The organism is Nocardioides sp. AN3 (assembly GCF_054653495.1).
This window is the reverse complement of the sequence record NZ_BAAIGC010000018.1, coordinates 1-20855: the sequence shown is the minus strand read 5'-3', so window position 1 is coordinate 20855 and position 20855 is coordinate 1. Positions and strand designations below refer to the sequence as shown.

The 20855-nt window shown below is 71.0% G+C and carries 16 protein-coding genes and 2 tRNA genes; 14 read left to right on the top strand and 4 right to left on the bottom strand.

What is annotated here, in order from left to right; genetic code table 11:
* Positions 1–39 precede the first annotated feature (39 nt).
* The 11 genes from ACYQ1K_RS18305 to ACYQ1K_RS18255 all read left to right on the top strand — a co-directional run bounded on the left by ACYQ1K_RS18305 (position 40) and on the right by ACYQ1K_RS18255 (position 11166).
* A complete protein-coding gene (locus tag ACYQ1K_RS18305) occupies positions 40–1437 on the top strand; it encodes a glycine--tRNA ligase (protein ID WP_459984689.1) in 1398 nt (465 codons plus the stop codon).
* 1 nt (position 1438) lies between these two features.
* Positions 1439–2125, top strand: a complete 687-nt coding sequence (locus ACYQ1K_RS18300) for a hypothetical protein (RefSeq protein ID WP_459984688.1) — start codon at positions 1439–1441, stop codon at positions 2123–2125.
* Between the two features lie 65 nt (positions 2126–2190).
* Positions 2191–3330, top strand: coding sequence for a tRNA dihydrouridine synthase DusB (gene dusB / locus ACYQ1K_RS18295; protein WP_459984687.1), 1140 nt, complete (start codon positions 2191–2193; stop codon positions 3328–3330).
* Between the two features lie 195 nt (positions 3331–3525).
* The gene (locus ACYQ1K_RS18290) at positions 3526–4497 is read left to right on the top strand and encodes a VldE C-terminal domain-containing protein (protein WP_459984686.1); all 972 of its coding nucleotides are present in this window, start codon (positions 3526–3528) and stop codon (positions 4495–4497) included.
* 28 nt (positions 4498–4525) lie between these two features.
* Positions 4526–5770: a deoxyguanosinetriphosphate triphosphohydrolase gene (locus ACYQ1K_RS18285; protein WP_459984685.1), complete on the top strand. Its 1245-nt coding sequence runs from the start codon at positions 4526–4528 to the stop codon at positions 5768–5770.
* The gene (locus tag ACYQ1K_RS18280; protein ID WP_459984684.1) at positions 5763–6677 is read left to right on the top strand and encodes a 2-hydroxyacid dehydrogenase; all 915 of its coding nucleotides are present in this window, start codon (positions 5763–5765) and stop codon (positions 6675–6677) included. Before ACYQ1K_RS18285 ends, ACYQ1K_RS18280 begins: the two co-directional genes overlap by 8 nt.
* Positions 6678–6747: 70 nt before the next feature.
* The gene (dnaG, locus tag ACYQ1K_RS18275; RefSeq protein ID WP_459984683.1) at positions 6748–8691 is read left to right on the top strand and encodes a DNA primase; all 1944 of its coding nucleotides are present in this window, start codon (positions 6748–6750) and stop codon (positions 8689–8691) included.
* A complete protein-coding gene (locus ACYQ1K_RS18270; protein ID WP_459984682.1) occupies positions 8688–9161 on the top strand; it encodes a hypothetical protein in 474 nt (157 codons plus the stop codon). The genes dnaG and ACYQ1K_RS18270 overlap by 4 nt, the downstream gene beginning before the upstream one ends.
* 72 nt (positions 9162–9233) lie before the next feature.
* Positions 9234–9306 (top strand) — tRNA-Asn (locus ACYQ1K_RS18265).
* Positions 9307–9385: 79 nt separating this feature from the next.
* Positions 9386–9462: transfer RNA gene (locus ACYQ1K_RS18260), tRNA-Ile, on the top strand.
* Between the two features lie 105 nt (positions 9463–9567).
* A complete protein-coding gene (locus ACYQ1K_RS18255) occupies positions 9568–11166 on the top strand; it encodes an MFS transporter (RefSeq protein ID WP_459984681.1) in 1599 nt (532 codons plus the stop codon).
* Positions 11167–11204: 38 nt separating this feature from the next.
* On the opposite strand, the gene ACYQ1K_RS18250 is transcribed toward ACYQ1K_RS18255, so the two are convergent.
* The 3 genes from ACYQ1K_RS18250 to ACYQ1K_RS18240 form a co-directional block, all read right to left on the bottom strand.
* On the bottom strand, positions 11205–11699 hold the full coding sequence (locus ACYQ1K_RS18250; RefSeq protein ID WP_459984680.1) for a hypothetical protein: 495 nt from the start codon (positions 11697–11699) through the stop codon (positions 11205–11207).
* 4 nt (positions 11700–11703) lie between these two features.
* Entirely contained in the window at positions 11704–12189 is a 486-nt protein-coding gene (locus tag ACYQ1K_RS18245) for a DUF1269 domain-containing protein (protein WP_459984679.1), read from the bottom strand.
* Positions 12190–12265: 76 nt separating this feature from the next.
* On the bottom strand, positions 12266–15040 hold the full coding sequence (locus ACYQ1K_RS18240) for a cation-translocating P-type ATPase (protein WP_459984678.1): 2775 nt from the start codon (positions 15038–15040) through the stop codon (positions 12266–12268).
* A gap of 211 nt (positions 15041–15251) precedes the next feature.
* Here ACYQ1K_RS18240 and ACYQ1K_RS18235 point away from each other — a divergent pair, with 211 nt between their 5' ends.
* Both ACYQ1K_RS18235 and ACYQ1K_RS18230 read left to right on the top strand, forming a co-directional pair.
* Positions 15252–15755: a DUF6325 family protein gene (locus ACYQ1K_RS18235; RefSeq protein WP_459984677.1), complete on the top strand. Its 504-nt coding sequence runs from the start codon at positions 15252–15254 to the stop codon at positions 15753–15755.
* A gap of 63 nt (positions 15756–15818) precedes the next feature.
* On the top strand, positions 15819–16142 hold the full coding sequence (locus ACYQ1K_RS18230; RefSeq protein ID WP_459984676.1) for an SHOCT domain-containing protein: 324 nt from the start codon (positions 15819–15821) through the stop codon (positions 16140–16142).
* Between the two features lie 47 nt (positions 16143–16189).
* Here the strand turns inward: ACYQ1K_RS18230 and ACYQ1K_RS18225 are convergent, their stop codons facing one another.
* On the bottom strand, positions 16190–18847 hold the full coding sequence (locus tag ACYQ1K_RS18225) for a winged helix-turn-helix domain-containing protein (protein ID WP_459984675.1): 2658 nt from the start codon (positions 18845–18847) through the stop codon (positions 16190–16192).
* A gap of 159 nt (positions 18848–19006) precedes the next feature.
* On the opposite strand from ACYQ1K_RS18225, the gene tyrS reads away from it, so the two are divergent.
* Complete coding sequence (gene tyrS / locus ACYQ1K_RS18220; protein ID WP_459984674.1) at positions 19007–20278, top strand: tyrosine--tRNA ligase; 1272 nt, start codon at positions 19007–19009, stop codon at positions 20276–20278.
* Positions 20279–20855: the final 577 nt, after the last annotated feature.

Here is a 20855-nt window from a genome sequence, read left to right as displayed (position 1 = left end):
GCCGACCTCACCCGCACCTCACATGGAAGCAGGACCTCCGTGGCCAAGCCGCCAGCATCGACCGTCGACAACGTCGTCTCCCTCGCCAAGCGCAGGGGCTTCGTCTACCCGTGCGGCGAGATCTACGGCGGCACCCGGAGCGCGTGGGACTACGGCCCGCTCGGAGTCGAGCTCAAGGGGAACATCAAGCGGCAGTGGTGGCGCTCGATGGTCACCAGCCGCGACGACGTCGTCGGCCTGGACTCCAGCGTCATCCTCCCGCGCCAGGTGTGGGAGGCATCCGGCCACGTCGCCACGTTCACCGACCCGCTCGTGGAGTGCCTGAGCTGCCACCACCGCTTCCGCGCCGACCACCTGCAGGAGGCGTACGCCGAGAAGAAGGGCATCAGCAACCCTGACGACGTGCCGCTGTCCGACATCGCCTGCGCCAACTGCGGCACCCGCGGCCAGTGGACCGAGCCCCGCAACTTCTCCGGCCTCCTCAAGACCTATCTCGGGGTCCTCGAGGACGAGTCGGGCCTGCACTACCTGCGCCCGGAGACGGCTCAGGGCATCTTCGTGAACTTCAACAACGTGCTGACCAGCCAGCGGATGAAGCCCCCGTTCGGCATCGCCCAGATCGGCAAGTCGTTCCGCAACGAGATCACGCCGGGCAACTTCATCTTCCGCACTCGCGAGTTCGAGCAGATGGAAATGGAGTTCTTCGTCAAGCCGGGCGAGGACAAGGAGTGGCACCAGTACTGGATCGACACGCGCACGGCCTGGTACACCGACCTGGGCATCAAGCCCGAGAACCTGCGCCACTTCGAGCACCCGACCGAGAAGCTGTCGCACTACTCGACGCGGACGGTCGACATCGAGTATCGCTTCGAGTTCCCCGGGTCGGAGTGGGGCGAGCTCGAGGGCATCGCCAACCGCACCGACTTCGACCTGACCACTCACTCGAAGCACTCCGGCACCGACCTGAGCTACTTCGAGCAGGCGACGAACGAGCGCTACACGCCGTACGTCATCGAGCCGGCCGCCGGGCTCTCGCGCAGCCTGATGACCTTCCTCGTCGACGCCTACACCGAGGACGAGGCACCGAACACCAAGGGCGGCGTCGACAAGCGCGTCGTGCTCAAGCTGGACCCGCGCCTGGCCCCGGTCAAGGCGGCCGTGCTGCCGCTGAGCCGCAACGAGCAGCTGTCCCCGAAGGCGCGCGACCTCGCGGCGGAGCTGCGCAAGAGCTGGAACGTCGACTTCGACGACGCCGGGGCCATCGGCCGGCGCTACCGACGCCAGGACGAGATCGGCACGCCGTTCTGCATCACTGTCGACTTCGACACCCTCGACGACCAGGCGGTCACCATCCGCGAGCGCGACACGATGGCCCAGGAGCGCGTCTCGCTCGACCGGGTGCCGGCCTACCTGGCCGAGCGGCTGCTGGGCTGCTGAGGTGGCCCGGCCGCAGGCGCCGGTCCTGGCCTCGGCCCTGGTCGCCCTGGGCCTCCTCGCGGGCTGCTCCGGCCAATCGGACAGCTCCTCGGACAGCACCTCGGGCGGCGTGAGCAGCGGCTCGGCAGCGGCCTCGTCCCGCGGCGCGGCCCCGACGCCGTCGAGGTCCTCCTCCACCTCCGCCGAGTCGCCGAGTGGCCCCGTGCTCACCGAGCCGGGCACTGACCTGGCGCTGGGGGAGACGGCGACGGTGTCCTGGCGACCACGGCAGAGCGTCGTGGGCACGCTGCGGATCAGCGTCGACAGCCTCGAGCGGACAACGTTCGCCCGTAGCTTCCGGGACTGGCGGGTCGATGCCCGCACGAAGACGTACGCACCCTTCTTCGTGCATGCCCACATCACCAACGTCGGCTCCTCCGACCTCGCCGGAGTCCCCGTGCCGTTGTACGGCGAGAGCGCGGCGGACCAGCTCGTCGAGCCGTCCGTCTTCAAGGAGACCTTCAAGCCGTGCCACGACCGGTTGCTGCCGAAGCCCTTCGGGGCCGGGGCCAGCACGGCGGTGTGCCTCGTCTACCTCGTGCCGAGCCGCGGGGCGCTGGTGGGCGCCGCGTTCCGTCCGACTCAGGACGTCTCGGCGATCGTGTGGCGGGGTCCCGCCGTCACGCTCGGCGCGCGGCCGGCCGCCTGAGGCGCGCGTCGTGGCGGCCGCCTGCGGATTCGGCGCCGGGCCGAGGGGCATCGGAGAATGGCGGCATGACGCTTCGGCTCGGCAACCTCGAGATCGCCACGCCCGTGGTGCTCGCGCCGATGGCCGGCATCACGAACGCGGCGTACCGGCGGCTGTGTGCCGAGCAGGGCGCGGGCCTCTACGTCTGCGAGATGATCACCTCGCGCGGGCTGGTCGAGGGTGACCAGCACACCAAGGACATGCTCGTCTTCGACGAGCTCGAGACGGTGCGGTCGGTCCAGCTCTACGGCACCGACCCCGCCTACGTCGGGAAGGCCGCCGAGATCCTCTGCGCGGAGTACGGCGTGGCTCACATCGACCTCAACTTCGGATGCCCGGTCCCGAAGGTCACCCGCAAGGGCGGCGGGGGAGCGCTGCCGTGGAAGCGGAACCTGCTGGGTGAGATCGTCCGGCACGCGGTCGACGCTGCGGCGCCCTACGGCGTCCCCGTCACGATGAAGACCCGCAAGGGCATCGATGCCGACCATCTCACCTACCTCGACGCCGGCCGGATCGCCGCGGAGAGCGGCGCCGCGGCCATCGCCCTGCACGGCCGCACGGTCTCGCAGGCCTACTCCGGCGTGGCGGACTGGGACGCGATCGCGGAGCTCAAGTCCGTCGTGACCAGCATCCCCGTGCTGGGCAACGGCGACATCTGGGAGGCCGCGGACGCGCTGCGCATGGTCGAGCAGACCGGCGTCGATGGCGTCGTGATCGGCCGCGGCTGCCTCGGCCGGCCCTGGCTGTTCCGCGACCTGGCCGCGGCTTTTGCGAGTCTCTCGTCGGCCGAGCCTGTCGAGATCAAGGCCCTGCCCACGCTCGGGGAGGTGGCGACGATGATGCGCCGCCACGCCGAGCTGCTCTGCCAGCACATGGGCGAGGAGCGCGGGTGCAAGGAGTTCCGCAAGCACGTGACCTGGTATCTCAAGGGCTTCTCCGCCGGCGGCGCGATGCGGCGCGACCTCGGCTTGGTCAAGACCCTCGCGGACCTCGATGCCCTGCTCGCCGAGCTCGACCCGGCTGAGCCCTTCCCGGTCTCCGAGCTGGGTGCGCCACGGGGGCGCCAGGGGTCGCCGAGGGAGAAGGTCGTGCTCCCGGAGGGTTGGCTCGACGACACCGACGGCATCGGCTGCGTCATCACGGAGGACACCGTCTCCGGAGGCTGATCGCCCCCGCTCGACGCGGCGACTTCACCAGCTCGCGTGACCAGGTTCACCTGTTCGTCATCTGGTCCCGATGCGGCGAGGCCTCGACGGGTGTGCTTCAGTAGGGGCGCGTTTCGCTCGATCCGAGGCTGTCTCGACGGCCTCTCGGGGCCGAGTGAGGCGCTGAACCTGTCGTCGATGCAAAGGATCAGCGCTGTGGCCAAAGGTCGCCACAAGCGGGACACCGATGCCCGCCCGAAGCTCTCCCTCCCCAAGCTCCCCCGCCCCAAGCTGCCCCTTCCCCACCTGTCTGGTGCGCCGTTCGCCCGTGCTCCGTTCCCGCGGGCCGCGATCGTCGCCGCGCCGGTGGCCCTCGTCGCCACCGCTGCTGCGGTCACCGTCGGCCTGACAGCCGGTGGCAGCGGCGGCTCCGGTGCCGTCGTGGCGGCCGCCGATGTCGGCACGGTCACGACCCCGTCGGCCCAGGCCGTGCCGAGCGCCGCAGTGCGGCTCCAGGACCGCGGCACCTCGGTGTCACGCTCCCTCAACCGCCGGCAGGCGGTCGCGGCGCGGACCGGCGAGACCCGCTGGACGACGACGGCGCTTGACCTCTGGAAGAGCCCGGGCAAGAGCGCCGAGCAGGACGGCGTGGCGAAGGCCGGCACGAAGGTGCTCGCCACGGGCCGTCAGCTCGACGGTCGTCTCGAGGTGGTCGTCGCCGGGCAGGTCCGCTGGGTGACGGCGGGCTACCTGGACGACCACAGGCCGAAGCCCGAGCCGACGGCGACGCCCGCGGCGAGGGCTGCTGCTCCCGCCGGGCCGGCGGGCATCTCGATGCAGCCGTGCCCCGACATGAGCGTCGAGAAGGGCCTCAAGCCCCAGACGATCAAGGTCTACCGGTCGGTGTGCCACGCCTTCCCGCAGGTCACCGAGTACGGCGGCTGGGCGGCTCGCTCCGAGCACGACACCGGCAACGCGCTCGACGTGATGGTCTACGGCGACAAGGCGCTCGGGGACGAGGTCGCGGCCTGGGCCCGGGCGCATGCCGCCGAGCTCGACCTCTACGACCTCATCTGGTACGACCGGATCTGGACCCCGGTCCGCTCCTCCGAGGGCTGGCGCGACTACGGCGACCACGGCTCTGCCACCGCGAACCATATGGATCACGTCCACATCGGCACCAACTGACACAAGAGCGGCTCGCTAGGGTTCCCTCGTGGACCCGCTCTACGACGACGCCGACCGTGAGCGGATCGTCGCGGAGCCACCGAAGCGGGTCGAGGCGCCCGAGCGGACCCCGTTCGAGCGCGACCGCGCTCGGGTGGTGCATGCCGCCTCGTCGCGTCGGCTGGCCGCCAAGACGCAGGTGGTCGGGCCGCAGTCGGACGACTTCGTCCGCAACAGGCTGACGCACAGCCTCGAGGTGGCCCAGGTCGCCCGCGACCTCTCGCGCGCTCTGAGCCCGTCTCCAGGCGCCAGTCAGCCCGACATCGCCGAGACGGCGGCCTTGGCCCACGACCTCGGGCACCCGCCCTTCGGCCACAACGGCGAGGAGGTCCTCGCACGTCTTGCCGAGCCGTGCGGCGGCTTCGAGGGCAACGCCCAGACGCTGCGGATCCTCACCCGCCTGGAGGCGAAGACCTTCGACGCCCACGGCCGCTCGGTCGGCCTCAACCTCACCCGCGCCACCCTGGACGCCTGCACCAAGTACCCGTGGCGGCGCGAGGAGCGGCCCGGTCCCAAGTTCGGCGTCTACGAGGACGACCTACCGGTCTTCACGTGGCTGCGCTCCCCGGAGGCCGGGCACCGCCAGTGCGTCGAGGCGCAGATCATGGACCTCGCCGACGACGTGGCCTACTCGGTGCACGACGTGGAGGACGGGGTGGTCGCCGGCCGCATCGACCTCACCCGGATCGAGGTCGAGCCGGTCTGGGAGGTCGTGCGGGAGTGGTATCTCCCCGAGGCGACCGACGACGAGCTCGCCGAGACCCTGCGATCGCTGCGGGACGTCGGGAGCTGGCCGACGGCGTCGTACGACGGCAGCAGGCGAAGTCTGGCGGCGCTGAAGAACCTGACCAGCGACCTGATCGGGCGCTTCTGCGGCGACGTGCGGGCCGCCTCGGGGGCGCCGGGGTCGTTCGCGCGCTACCGGTCCGACCTCGTCGTGCCGGAGCGGACGAGGCGGGAGATCGCCGTGCTCAAGGCGATCGCGGTGCACTACGTGATGCGCTCCGACGACCGCAGGCGCCAGCAGCAGCGCCAGCGCGAACTGCTGGCCGAGCTGGTCGACGCGCTGGTGGACCGAGGACCGGACGCGCTCGACGGGCAGTTCGCCGACGACTGGCGCTCGGCATCGGACGACGCCGCCCGGCTGCGCGTCGTCATCGACCAGGTCGCGTCGCTCACCGACGTCACGGCGGTGGTGTGGCACACCCGACTGACGAGAGGATCCCATGTCTGAGCCTCTGGTGTGGCTGCCGTTCGACCCTGACCTGCTGGCGGAGCCGCCTGCCGGTCTGCGCTACGAGGTGGTTGACCCCACGCGGCATGTGCCCGACACGGTGGGCGAGGTCGCCTTCTACGTCACGCCGTACAACGTCGGACCGGGGGTTGCGGACGTGCTCGACCAGATGACCTCCCTCGAGGTCGTCCAGACGCTGTCAGCCGGCGTCGACAACCTCCGAGCGCGGATCCCGGACGGCGTGACGCTCTGCAACGGCCGGGGCATCCATGACACCTCGACGGCGGAGCTCGCCGTCGCACTGGTGCTGGCGAGCCTGCGCGAGCTGCCGCGGTTCGTCCGTCAGCAGGACGCGCACGAGTGGCGGGGCGGGTTCGAGCAGTCGCTTGCGGACAAGCGAGTGCTGCTGGTCGGTCACGGCGCCATCGGCTCCGCCCTCGAGGAGCGGTTGCGGCCCTTCGAGTGCGACGTGGTGCCCGTCGCCCGACGCGCCCGTGCCGGCGTCCATGCCATCGAGGAGCTTCCGGAGCTTCTGCCGACCGCCGACGTGGTCGTTCTCATCGTGCCGCTCACCGACGAGACCCGTGGCCTGGTGGACGCCGACTTCCTCGGCCGGATGAAGGACGGCGCCCTGCTCGTCAACGTCGCCCGCGGTGCCGTCGTCGTCACCGACGACCTGGTGGCCGCGCTCGGCACACGCCGGATCCATGCGGCGCTCGACGTCACCGATCCCGAGCCCCTGCCGGTCGGCCACCCGCTGTGGAGCGCGCCGAACCTGCTGGTCAGCCCGCACGTGGGCGGCGCCAGCAGCGCCATGTGGCCGCGCGCCCACCGGCTCGTGCGGGCCCAGCTCGAGCGGTTCGCGACCGGCCAACCGCTGGCCAACGTGATGAGCGGCGACTACTGACGCAGGTCCCGCGGCGGCCGGGTGTGGAGACCTGGGGCGCCGGCGCCCCTGTGGACCGTAGGATCGGCCCGTGGCCGGACGCATCCTCGAGAAGAGCATCGCCGAGGTGCGCGAGAAGGCCCGGATCGAGGACGTCGTCGGGGAGTACGTCACGCTGCGCAACGCCGGGGGAGGCTCGCTGAAGGGGCTGTGCCCCTTCCACGACGAGAAGACCCCGAGCTTCAACGTCAACCCGTCCCGCGGCTTCTACCACTGCTTCGGGTGCTCCGAGGGTGGCGACGTCATCGCCTTCGTGCAGAAGATCGACGGGCTCAGCTTCGGCGAGACCGTCGAGCGGCTCGCCGACAAGGTCGGCGTGCAGCTCCAGCGCGAGGACGGCGACGGACCGCAGGAGCGGCGCGGGCCGGGGCGGGGGAAGCTGGTCGAGGCGCACAAGGTGGCGCAGGAGTTCCTCGCCGCGCAGTTGACCGGCCCGGATGCGGTCGTCGCACGGCGCTTCCTCGCCGACAAGGGGTTCGACCAGGAGGCGGCGCAGCAGTTCGGCGTCGGCTTCGCGCCGACCAACGGCCGCCTGCTCGCGCAGCACCTGCGCGGCCGCGGCTTCTCCGAGGAGGAGCTGAAGGTGGCCGGGATCGTCGGCAACTGGGGCTCCGCACGCTTCGAGGGCCGCGTCACCTGGCCGATCCGGGAGTCCAACGGTGACGTCATCGGCTTCGGCGCCCGCAAGCTCTTCGAGGGCGACCGGGTCGCCGGGAAGTACATCAACACCTCCGAGACGCCGATCTACAAGAAGAACCAGGTGCTCTACGGCATCGACCTGGCCCGCAAGGGCCTGCAGTCCACGCAACGGGCTGTCATCGTGGAGGGCTACACCGACGTCATGGCCTGCCACCTGGCCGGCGTCACGACCGCCGTGGCGACCTGCGGCACGGCGTTCACTGCTGACCACGGTCGGGTCCTGCGCCGGCTCATGGGCGACTTCGAGGGCTCGACCGGCGAGATCATCTTCACCTTCGACGGCGACGCCGCAGGACAGGCGGCCGCGGTCAAGGTCTTCGCCGCCGACGAGGACTTCCATTCGCCGACGTACGTCGCCGTCGCGCCCGACGGGCTGGACCCGTGCGACCTGCGCCTCACGCAGGGCGAGGAGGCCGTGCGCGCCCTGATCGACGGCCGGCGGCCGTTGTATGAGTTCGTGCTGCGCAACGTGGTCGGCAAGTACGACCTGAACCGCGCCGACGGACGGGTCGACGCGCTGCGGGAGGGCGCCGCGCTGGTCTCCGCGGTCCGCGACCGATCCAAGGCGGACGGGTTCGCCCGCGACCTCGCCGGCATGGTCGGGGTCGACATGGAGCAGGCGCTGCGCGAGGTGCGGCGCGCCCAGGGTCGTGCCCAGGGTCGTGCGCAGGGTCGTGCGCAGAACGGTGACCAAGGTCGCGGCCAGGGTCGGGGCCAGCAGCGGGGCCAAGGTCGGGGCCAGGACCATGGCCAAGGCCCTGGTCCGAGCGCACAGCATGCCCCGTCGGCCCCGAGACTGCCGAACCTGCTCGACCCGCGGTTCGCCGTCGAGCGCGAGACGCTCAAGCTCGTCCTGCAGCACCCGGTGGCGATCGGGCGGAGCACCGCCGAGGTCGCGGCGGACGACTTCAGCCACCCCGTCTACCGCGCGGTGTGGGAGCTCGTGGCGGCTGCGGGCGGTCCGGTCGAGGGCGCTGCGGACCAGCAGTGGGTCTCGCATGTGGGGGCCGGCGCCACGGACGCGCGCCTCGGCCAGGTGGTGAGCGCGCTGGCCGTCGAGCCGATCCGCGCGAAGGAGGCCACCCCGGCGTACGTCCTGGAGCACGTGGTCCGGCTCCGTGAGGCGGCCGTCGTGCGGCAGATCGCTGACGCGCACAGCCGACTCCAGCGCGCGGACCCGGTCGGCGATCCCACGGGCTACTTCGAGGTCGCGGGTGAGCTCGACCGGCTCGAGCGGCAGCGCCGCGCCCTGCGCGACCGGATCGTCGTGTCGTGAGGCGGCTCCGGCGGCCCTCGGTGCCCGTCGCCTCGGGCGAGCGAGTCCTGGCCACGGCCCCGGTAGCCGGGTCGCAGGAGGTCCTCGCCGGGACCCGCGAGGCGCTGTACCTGCCCGGCCGCCGACTCGCCTGGGAGCACATGCGGGCCGCCACGTGGGACCAGGAGTCGGGCGTCCTCACGGTCACGGAGGCGGGGGAGGGTCGCGCGGTCCATCGTCTGCGCCTGGACAGTCCCGCGCGGCTGCTCCAGCTCGTGCGCGAGCGTGTGACTGCGAGCCTGCTGCTCGAGCGGGTCGTGCCGCTTCCGCTGGGGACGGCACGGGTGGTGGCGCGGCGCGGCGCCGGTGGCGAGCGCACGCTGACGTGGTCGGTCGAGTTCGACGACCTCGCCGACCCGGAGGACCCGAGGGTCGTCGCACTGGTGACTGCCGCGCTCGCGTCGGCGCGCGATGACGTCGGCGAGCCATGAGACGCGAGGGGGCGAGGCCCGATTTCGCCGCTCCCGTGGCCGCTTGCTAAGGTTTCGCCCGCTGCCAAGCGATCCCCTGTAGCTCAACTGGCAGAGCATGCGACTGTTAATCGCAGGGTTGTTGGTTCGAGTCCAACCGGGGGAGCAGGTGAGGGCCGCCGATCTGAGACATCAGGTCGGTGGCCCTTCATGTCTGGCTGGCACGGACCGATAGGGTCCGCCTCGGGCCGTTAGCTCAGTCGGTTAGAGCAGGAGACTCATAATCTCCCAGTCGCGGGTTCGAGCCCCGCACGGCCTACCAAGCTCCACCACGGCCGGCTCGTCCGCCGACGAGCCACCCGATCCGGGTGGGGTCCGGCCCCTCACGCGTTCCTAGGTTGGTCCCAGGAGGCGAGAGGAGCCGCGCATGTCGGAGGCGACCGCCGAGGGCCTGGTGCCGAGCGAGGGCTTCAACCGCCGGCTCGCGGTGCTCCTGTCGATGGCGATGTTCGTGCTGGTCGTCGACACGTCCCTCATGAACGTCTCGATCTCGGCCGTCGTCCATGATCTCGACGCCACTGTCAGCGGGATCCAGTCGGCGATCGCGCTGGAGGCGCTGGTCTCGGCGGCCTTCATCCTGATCGGCGGCAAGGTGGCGGACCTGATCGGGCGCAAGCGGGCCTACCTGCTGGGCCTGTGCGGGTACGGCGTGGGCGCCATCGCCATGACGCTGGCCCAGTCCCTGCTGCCCGTCATCGTGTTCTGGGCGATCATCGGCGGGATGGGCGCCTCGCTGCTGCTGCCGGGCATGCAGTCGCTGATCCATGGCAACTTCGAAGGCGCCGCCCAGAAGCGCGTCTATGCCCTCGTCGGTGCCTCGGCGGCGATCGCGGCGGCCGTCGGCCCGCTGGTCGGCGGCTTCCTCACGACGACGCTGTCGTGGCGCGTCGCCTTCCTGGGCGAAGCGGTCATCATCGCCGTGGTGCTCAGCGGCGCCGGACTCGTCAAGGACGTGCCCTACACCGGCCCGCGACAGATCGACGTGGTCGGCGCGGTCCTGTCCGTGCTCGGCATGGGCGGCCTGGTGCTGGGCGTCCTGGTCTGGCAAGAGGGCGGCGGCGCCGTCGCCGCGCTTCTGGCCGTCGGCGTCGTCGGCCTGGGCTCCCTCGTCTACTGGCTCATCCAGCGAAGCCGCCTGTCGCGTCCCACACTCGTTGACCCCCGCCTGTTCCGGTCGGTCCACTTCCGGTTGGGCGTCTCCGGGCAGCTGCTGCAGCAGATCGCGCTCGGCGGCGCGATGATCACGCTGCCCATCTATCTTCAGATGGTGCTCGAGTACAACGCCCTGGAGGCCGGCCTGTCCTTGGCCCCGCTGTCGCTGAGCATGTTCGCGGTGTCCGCGCTCGCCGGCCGACGAGCCGCGAACCGGCGCCCGAGCGGGATCATCCGGTTCGGCTTCCTGCTCCTGGCGGCGGGGCTGACGGCCGTCGTGCTCGTGGTGCCGCGCGGTGACTCGGGCTGGGCGCTGGCCGTGCCGCTGCTCGTCACCGGCTCCGGCCTCGGGCTGTTGGTCTCGCAGCTCAACAACTTCACCCTGGCGCCGATCTCGGAGGAGCGGGTCAGCGAGGCCTCCGCGGTGAACTCGGCCGCGGGCTCCTTCGGTCTGTCCTTCGGCCTGGCCTTCGCGGGTGCGGTCATGCTGGCCGCGCTCTCGGTCGCCTTCACCCAGGAGACGCAGGCGAGCAAGGTGCTGCCGCCGGACTCGAAGGACCAGGTGGCCAGCGCGCTGGAGGACGATGCCGAGGTGATGAGCAACACCCAGCTCGAGGAGCAGCTGGTCGGTCAGCCGCCGGCGGTCAAGGCGGAGATCATCCGCATCAACACCGACGTACGACCCCTCGCACTGCAGATCGGCCTGGTCGTGCCGATCGTGAGCGCGCTCAGCGGCCTGGTGATCTCCTTCCGGATGGTGCGACTGCCCGATCTCAAGCCGTCCTCGGACACCGAGGGGCTGTTGGGCGGGTGACGGCGGCGCCGAGTCTGCCTGTGAGGGGCGGGGCCGGCTCAGTGCAGGGCGAGCTTGAGCAGAGCCACCAGGATGCCGACGCCTGCGCCGCCGCAGGCGCATGCCAGCCGGCCGCCGGGGCCGAGTCCGCCGCGCGCACCGGCCAGGTAGCTGTAGACCGCCAGCAGCGCGACGGTCGCGGCCAGAGCCGTCCACGCGGCGGTGCGCAGCTCGGCTCCGCCGAGCCGGCAGATGAGCAGGACCACGAGCGGGAGGATCGAGGCGCCCAGGATCGGGACAGTCGCGCGCAGCGCATGCCGGAAGGCTTCGACCGGGTGGTGGCGGTGCGTCAGCGAGCTGCCGATCGTGACCGCGTGGAGGTGGGCGACCCAGTACACGGCGACGGTGCCGAGGATCGCGAAGCAGAGCTCCGCCGTGGAGCCGACATGGCCGGCGGCGTAGGCGATGGCCGCGGCGCACACGACCGTGCCGGTGATGGCCCCCTCTCCGCCGGTGACGAGCCCGAGTGGGTCGCGACGCGGCTCGGCGGCCACCGCGCTAGCTTCCGAAGGTGTCGAGGAGGGTCTCGCGCTCGGCCGGGGTCAGGTTGGTGTGGATCAGCGTCTTGTCACGGAAGTGGAACCGCTCGCCGAGCCGGTCCAGGTCCGCGCCCTCGGTGACCAGGAAGAGCGCCGAGGACCCCGGCGTGACCTCGCTGCGGATCCGCTCCAGGTCGTCCTTGGTGATGCCCGTGCCCTGCGTCGCCTTGCTCGCGAGCCCGATGCCCACGCCCACGGCCACGCCCACGACCGGGACCGTGAGGAGCGCCCCTCCCAGGAAGCCCCAGAGGGCACCCCAGGCGGCACCCCGCTTCGGGTCGTCGTGCGCATGGTCGATGCGAGGCTGGTCCTCGCCCTCGGGCCAGACGACGACGGCATGGTCGACGATCGTGACCAGCCCTTCGGACGCCGCCTGCTTGAGCACCTTCGTCGCGCGCTGAGCGCCGGTCGGGTCTGCGAACTTCCACACGGTGAGTGTCGTCATGTGCGTCTCCTCCTTGATGCTGACTGACAGTCGAATGTGGCGACCCGGTCCTGCCGCCGGCCACCTCGGGACGGGCTCATGTCGGAAGGGCTGGGGTGGGGACGGGCTCAGGAGCGGTCTCGACCACCGCGGGGGCGCCGCGTCGCCGCAGGACGAGCTTGATGACCTCTTCGACGACCACGAGTGTGGCGGCGAGGCCGACGCAGACGCTCCACTGACCGAAGGTCAGGCCTGTGGTGTCGAAGATGCGCTGCAGGAAGCCCAGAGCAGTGATGGCGATGATCGCCAGCAGCGCGAGGCCATAGCGCCGCAGCTGGGTCAGCGCCGGGATCGCGTCTCGGTCGAGGATCGTGTTGCGCTGGTCCCGGCTGAGCAGAGCACCGGCCAGGTGGAACAGTGACAGTGTCGTCAGCAGCATCGTGGCGGCCACGACGGGGCCGTCCTGATCGTGGCCGATCTGGTAGGCGACGAGCGCCCCGACGGTCATCACGGCGCCCTGGGCGCAGAGCCTGACCCAGTTGGCCGTCGTCAGCACGGGCGCCCCGACGGGCCGCGGCGGCCGCCCCATCAGGCCGCGGGCGGGTTCGTCGAAGCCGAGGGCGATTGCCAGGGGGATGTCGACGACCATGTTCAGCCACAGGATCTGCAGCGGGTTCAGCGGCGTGCCGTTGGCGATGCCGAAGATGCCGGCACCGATGAAGATGGCGATGTAGGCCACGAGAGTCGACATCTGGAAGCGCAGATACTTGAGCAGGTTGTCGTAGAGCGTGCGACCGTAGGAGACGGCGCCCACGATCGTGGCGAAGTTGTCGTCGGTCAGGATCATGACCGCGGCCTCCTTGGAGACCTCGGTCCCGGTGATGCCCATGGCGACACCGATGTCGGCCGACTTCAGGGCCGGTGCGTCGTTGACCCCGTCTCCGGTCATCGCCACCACATTGCCCTTGCGCTGGAGCAGGCGGACCAGACGCACCTTGTCCTCCGGCGCCACCCGCGCCACGACGCCGATGTCGTCCAGCTCGGTGAGAAGCTGCTCATCCGACATGGCGGCGAACTGCGCGCCGGTCACCGCCCTGCCCTCGATGCCGAGCTCGGTCGCGATGGCGGCCGCCGTCGTCGCGTGGTCGCCGGTGATCATCCGGACCCGGATTCCAGCGCTGCGACACTCCTTGATGGCCGCCCTCGCCTCGGCACGTGGCGGGTCGACGATCCCGACCATCGCGAGCAGGGTGAGGTCGATGACGTCGTCGAACAGGTTCCCCGCACCGGTCCATCCGGCCGCGTCGAAGTCGCGCTGGGCGACGACCATGACGCGCTCACCAGCATTGGCGATCCGGTCGTTGGCCTCGAGTGCGAGATGCCGGTTGGCGTCGGTGATCGCGACGAGGGTCCCGTCGGGGTTCCGGATGCTGGTCGCACGGGCGATCAGCACGTCGGGCGCACCCTTGACGTAGCAGCGCACGACCGGCCGTCCGGCGTCGTCGGTCATCTCGTGGAACGTCGCCATGAACTTGTAGTCGGAGTCGAAGGGCACCTCGGCGACACGGGGCAGGGCTGCGCGGGTCTCGGCGAGGTCGAGGCCGCCCTTGGCGCCGAGCACGATCAGCGCTCCCTCGGTCGGGTCGCCGATGAGGTTGTCTCCGTCGAGCACGGCGTCGGCGCACAGGACCATCGGCAGCAGGTAGGGGTCGAGGTCGAAGCGCTCGCCGCCGACGTGGCTGATCTCGCCCGTCGTGCTGTAGCCCTCGCCGGAGACGGTGAACCGGTTGCGGCCGGGGATCACCAGCTCGCGCGCGGTCATCTTGTTGAGCGTGAGGGTGCCGGTCTTGTCCGAGCAGATCGCCGAGGTCGACCCGAGGGTCTCGACGGCGGGCAGTCGTTTGACGATCGCGTTGCGGCGGGCGATCTCGCGTGTGCCCATGGACAGCAGCGCGGTCACCACGGCCGGAAGGCCGGTTGGGATCGCGGCCACCGCCAGTGCGACCCCGGTGACGAAGAGCTCGTCGAAGTTGTCGCCCCGGGCCAGGCCGAGCAGGACCACGATCACCAGCGCCAGACCGGCGATCGTCGCGATGATGCGCGACAGCCCATCGAGCTGCTTCTGCAGGGGGGTCTTGCCAGCTTCGGTCTTCGACAGCATGTCGGCGATGTGGCCGATCTCGGTGCCCATGCCCGTCGATGTCACGATCAGCTCGCCGCGCCCCCGGGTGACCGACGTGTTCATGTAGGCCATGCAGGTCCGGTCACCGAGCGGCACCTCGGTGCCTGGCACCGGGTCCGTCGACTTGGCGACCGGCAGGCTCTCGCCGGTGAGGGCCGCCTCCTCGATCTCCAGGCTCGCGGCCACGCAGACCCGCGCGTCGGCCGGGACGCGGTTGCCGGCCTCGACCAGGACGACATCACCCGGGACGAGCTCCGCGGCATCGATCTCGATGGCCTGTCCGTCGCGCCTGACGCGGGCGATGCTGCGCATCATCTGGGCGAGCGCCTTGACGCTCTCCTCGGCCTTCGCCTCCTGGCGCAGGCCGATCACGGCGTTGAAGACGGTCAGGCCGGCAAGCACGACGGTCGTCCCGACCTCGCCCGAGACCAGCTGGTTGACGACGGCCGCGACGACGAGGATGACCTGCATGAAGTCCTCGTACTGGCGCAGGAACGCGCGCCAGCCCGGCTCGCGTGCGCCTTCGGCCAGCCGGTTGGGACCCACCGACTCCAGCCGCGACCGCGCCTCGGCGGCGGAGAGCCCGACCGACGGATCGACGCCCAGCGCGTGCGCGACCGTGGAGGCGTCGTTGCCGACCGGGTCGAGATCCGGGGAGGGCAGGGTGTGGTCGGCGTTGCGCGTCGACATCGGCGGCTCCCTTCTCAGGCGCTGCCCCTGAGGGCGTCGCTTCCCTGGTCTCGATCCTCGGGTGGCCGGGGGTGGGCGAACGCCACCCGCCGAGGGGTGGGGCGCAGGCTTCCGCTCAGTCCCACCCGCCCGCGGGTGGTGTCTTCCGGCGGGCTGACGTGTCACGGTCGAGGCAACGACGATCCGCGAGCGACGACCGGAGGGAACGGCGATGACCGACCAGATGAGCGAGGATCAGGATGTGACGAGCCGGGACAGCGGCGAGGACATCGCGGTGGGGCCGATCGACTATCTCGCTGTCGAGTTCCCCGGTGGCGAGCTGACGGGCGAGGCGCTGGCCGAGCTGGTGAGCCTCGTCGACCGAGGGATCATCCGGATCCTCGATCTGCGTGTCGCCAAGGTCGACGCGAACGGTGACTTCACTGTGGTCGAGATCGCGGACCTCGATGGTGACGGGACACTCGACCTGGCCGTGTTCGCCGGCGTCCATTCGGGTCTGCTCGACGACGAGGACGTCGCGGCCAGCGCGTCGCTGGTCGGGGCCGGGAACGCCGTCGGCGTGGTGCTCTACGAGAACACGTGGGCGGCGCCGTTCGTCGGCGCGCTGCGGCGGCGGGGCGCCGAGGTCATCGCCAGCGGGCGCATCCCGGCGGCCGACGTCATCGCGATGCTCGAGGCGCTGGAGGCCGACGAGGGGTCGGAGGCGGCGGAGTAGGGAGCGACAGTGCAGAGCCGACCGAGACTGAGCAGATATGAGAAGGCACACGAGGAGGACAGCATGGGACTGATCGGAGGCATGGCGCGCACCGCGGTCGTCGCCGGGACGGCCACGGCCGTGTCAAACCGCGTCTCTCGCCGTCAGGCGGGCCGCTGGGCTCAGCAGGACGCATACCAGGCACAGCAACAGCAGCAGGCGTACGCCGAGCAGCAGGCCTACAGCCAGCCACAGGTGCAGTACGTCCAGGCTCCGCCCCCGCCCGCGGAGGACACCAGCACCGAGGACATGATCGCCCAGCTGGAGAAGCTCGGTCGCCTGCGCGACAGCGGCGTCCTCAGCGACGCGGAGTTCGAGGCGCAGAAGGCGCGGATCCTCGCCGGGTGAGCCCTGCCGGGTGAGGGAAGGTGGACGGGTGCGCCTCCCCGACGTGGTCAGCCGTGGGGGAGGAGGCGCATCCGACGGGCGGAGGTCACGGCCTGCGAGCGCGAGTCGGCACCCAGTTTGCGGTAGATGCCCCGGAGGTGGAACTTCAGGGTGTTCTGCGAGACATAGAGCTCAGAGGCGATCTCGGTGAGCGTCAGGCGGCTGGGGAGCAGCCTGAGCACGTCGCGCTCGCGCTCGGTCAGCCGCTCGACGGGCAGTTGCGGGTCTTGGCCGGTCCAGGTGGGGACCAGCGCGTGGCGCAGGCGGTCCATCCAGCCATCGGGGACGCGCCAGGCTGCCCGTTCGACGATCTCGATCACCGGGGCGCCCTCGAACGCGACCGTGCGGATCATCCCGTGGCCGGCGGCGGTCTCCAGGCTGCCCGCGACCGCCTGCTCGGCGTCGTCGCGGTGGCGCACCGCCAACGCCCGGCCGAGCACGAGCCCCGCGACGACCTGATGGCGGGCGCAGCGGGGTGCGGCGCGGCGTACCGCCTGCGCGGCATCCTCGTGCCGTCCCAGGGCCAGATCGATCTTCGCCTCGCAGACCGGGCCCCAGAAGGGGTCCGAGACGTGCGCGACCCACCGGATCGCCGTGGCGGGGTCGTCAGAGGCGAGCGCCACGTCGACGCCGGCCCGGGCCACGAGCGCAGAGGGCGCGACCTCATCCGCCGCGGTGGCCCGGCCGAGGTGAGCCGAGACCGTTGAGGCGAGTCCGGCGTGCAGTCGCTCGGCCTCGTCGAGGTGAGCCGCTGCGGCGACGGTGTCGCCGGCGTCCATGCGCTGACGCAGGAGCTCCAGGCGCGCGACCAACTGCAGGACCGGGTCCGGGTACGTCGGGATCTCGGCGAGCCCGTCGAGGATGGTGCGGGCCGCCTCCCGGCGGTCCACCTCGCGGGCCACGACCGCGTCGGCGAGCGTCAGCTGGACGTTCGCCCGTCCGTAGGGTCCGCTCGCGGTCGCCTCTCGTGCCCCGTCTGCGACTCGGGCGGCTTCGCGCGGGTGCCCCGCCAAGGCCAGTCCGAGGGCCCGCGTGCTCTCGAAGAACCATCGGCTGGCCGGGTCCTTGAGACAGGCCGCCCAGGCCTGACCGACAGCGGGCTGGCGGTCGTCCCACCTCTCGTCGAGGGCGGTGCCGCAGGCGACCATCCGCCACCCGAAGCGGTCGAGCGGCTCGCCGACGGCCGTCTCGATCTGGCCGCTGAGCGCTCGGGCGGCCCCATCGGCGGCGTCGCGCCAGTCGGCCCGCAGCCAGGACGCGACGGCGTCGAGCGTCCGCAGCCGCGACGACGAGCCCTCCCGAAGAGCCGGAGAGGACTCCGCCACTGACAGGGCGTCGACGAAGGCGCCCGCCCCGGCGGGCAGCCGGCACCAGACGTAGCGGATCGCGTCGTCGGGACTGGCCGAGGCGAGCTCGGCGGGAAGACGACCGATCGCGTCGGCCGCGCGGTCCACGTGACCCGAGTCCAGCAGGGCGAGCGTGAGCTCGGACAGGACTCGGAGGGCGTCGGTGGGGCGCTGGGCCGCGAGCCAGTGCTCGAGCGCCGAGACCTCGTCGCCGAGGCTCTCGAACCATTGAGCGGCACGCGCGTGCTGTTTGCGGAGACCGTCCGGCTGCCGGCGGTGCAGCCTCGCCGTCAGCATCTCCCGCACGAGGCTGTGCACCTCGAACCAGCCGCCCTGGAGAGCCGTGAGGAAGAGGCCGGCCGCCTCTGCCTCGTCCAGCAGGTCACCGGCGTCGGCCCGCTCGGTCAGCGCCTCCGCCAACCCGTAGTTGATGCGACCCACGACGGCCGTGGCGTGGAGGAGCTCGACGAGCTCCGCGCGCTCGGACTGCAGCACCTCCTCCCAGAGGTACTCCTCGACCAGCCGCTCGGCGACGTAGTCCTCGAGGGGCGGCTCCGGGCGCACGGCGGCGTCGCGGACGGCCGGCGCAGCCGTGAACCGGTGCGACCGGATCGCGAGCGCCGTCAGCTGGAGTGCCGCGGCCCATCCGTTTGCGCGCTCCACGGCCGCGGCCATCTCGTCGGCGGCGAGACCGGGGCAGAGTGCGGTCAGGAGGGAGGCGGACTCCACCTCGGAGAAGCGGAGTGTCGCGAAGTCGATGTCAGCGAGGTCGCCGCTCACGCGCAGGCGGTCGACGGGCAGCGGCGGCCGGCGCCGGCTGAGGAGAAGGAGCTGCAGCCACGGCGGCCGCCGATCGACGAAGGAGGCGAGCGCGGCCTGAGCAGCAGGGTCGTCGCCGACCCGGTCGACGTTGTCCAGCACCAACGTCGCGGCTCTGCCCCCGCGAGGCGAGGCGGCGTCGGCGGAGGCGAGATCGAGGGCAGTGGCCAGCGATGAGGAGAGCTCCGTCGCGCTGCGGTCGGCGGCGTCGAGGGTCAGCCAGCCGCAGGCGCGGCCTGAGCGCACCACCCAGTCGGCGGCGAGCACCGTCTTCCCCGCCCCCGCCGGTGCGACGATCGCCGCGATCGGGTAGTCGGCGAGGTCGTCGAGGAGCGCCTCGAGGCGGGGTCGGGCCACGAAGTGTCGCGGGCGCGTCGGTGGCCGGAACTTCGCCTGGTAGAAGGGTGCGTCGAGCCGACCGTCACGACCCGTCGACACAGGGTGCATGCGGGCGGTGTTCATCGTCGCCTCCGGCGGCCGGGACGTAGGGGTCGCGGTCATGATCCGTCGGCGCACGAGCCGGGACACCACCTGAATCGGGTGGCGCCGAGGGCACCGGCCTCGTCGCGAGCAGGCAGCCTCGGCTCATCGGGCGGCGCGTGACCTCACTAGGCTGGGGCGGAACCGAACCCCTTCGACCCTGTGACTGGAAGGCCCGTCGTGCCGATCGACCCGACCCTGCTGGACGACCTCGAGTGGCGCGGCCTGATAGCGCACTCCACCGACCGCGACGCACTCGCGGAGGCGCTCGCCGCGGGGAGTGTCAGGTTCTACGTCGGCTTCGACCCGACAGCGCCGAGCCTGCACATGGGCAACCTGTTGCAGATCGTGACGGCGATGCGGCTGCAGCGCGCCGGCCACACGCCGTACGCGCTCGTCGGAGGGGCGACGGGCATGATCGGCGACCCGCGCGACTCGGGGGAGCGCACGCTCAACTCGCTCGACACGGTCAAGGACTGGGTCGAGCGGGTACGCCGCCAGATCGAGCCGTTCCTGGCGTTCGAGGGTGAGAACGCAGCGACGATGGTGAACAACTACGAGTGGACCGCGCCGCTCTCGGTGATCGACTTCCTCCGCGACATCGGCAAGCACTTCCCCGTCAACCGGATGCTGGCCCGGGAGACGGTGCGGCGTCGCCTCGAGAGCGGGATCAGCTTCACGGAGTTCTCCTACGTGCTGCTTCAGTCGATGGACTTCCTCAACCTGTTCCGCGACCACGGCGTGACGCTCCAGTTCGGCGGCTCCGACCAATGGGGCAACCTCACCGGCGGGGTGGAGCTGATCCGCCGGGCTGACGGCGGCGTCGCGCATGCGTTCGCGACGCCGTTGATCACCAAGGCCGACGGCACGAAGTACGGCAAGACCGAGGGCGGTGCGCTCTGGCTCGACCCCGAGATGATGTCGCCCTACGCGTTCTACCAGTTCTGGCTGAACGTCGAGGACGAGAAGGTCGGCGAGCTGCTGCGGGCGTTCACCTTCTTGCCACGTGGCGAGATCGAGGACCTGGAGACGACGCAGGCGGAGAAGCCGTTCCTGCGTGCCGGCCAGCGTGCCCTGGCCGAGCAGATGACGACGCTGGTGCACGGCGAGGCCGAGACCCGACATGCGCGGGAGGCGGCCGCGGCCCTCTTCGGGGGCGGCGAGCTCACCGGCATCAACACCGCGACCCTCGCCGCCGCGCTGCGCGAGGCGGGCGCCGTCACACTCAGCAGAGGGGCGTCCCTGCCCTCGGTCGTCGACCTGCTGGTCGACTCCGGGCTCGCCTCCAGCAGGGGAGACGCCCGTCGCACCATCACCGAGGGTGGCGCCTACGTCAACAACGTGCGCGTCGAGGACGCCGAGGCGGTGCTCGACGAGGGTGACCTGCTCGGTGGCACCTGGGTCGTGCTGCGGCGCGGCAAGAAGCGGTTCGCGGGCGTCGAGCTCGCCTGACCGGGCGCGACGGCGCCAGAAACCGCCTGTGACCTGGGGAGATGGCAGCCGCGCGCCGTCGATTTGTGTGGCCTGTCCTGGTCGTCTATTGTTCTCCGGGTCGCCAACGGAGCGGCGGGCAGCAAGATCATGAGATCGGGCTGCCGGCCCCGAGGCGGCCACCTCCTCAACACTTCCACCCGGTTGGCGTGTGCGCGCACGAGCGGCCACAAGATCCGGACGAAAGTGCTGCGGAAAACGAAGAGGGAATGCGCCGATTAGGCCGCCTGAACTCTTCACCGATAAAGTGTGAATCACTGCAGCGAAAAGCGAAAGCGCCGAATTGACAAGGCGAAGACGCAATCAGCTAAAGTACGAAACACGAAGCCGGAGCGCGAAACGCCGAATTGACAAAGGCGCGAAACGATCCGGTAAGATTAAGTCAGATGAGCCCCGCAGGGGAGAGCGAAGAGCTCGAACCACGGTGCGCGTGTGATTCTTGAGAACTCAACAGTGTGTCATAGTCGACGAATTAGTTTGTTATGCCCCGTCTTCCATGTTAGTGGTTGATGGTTTCTTTGACAATTGATTCTGGCAA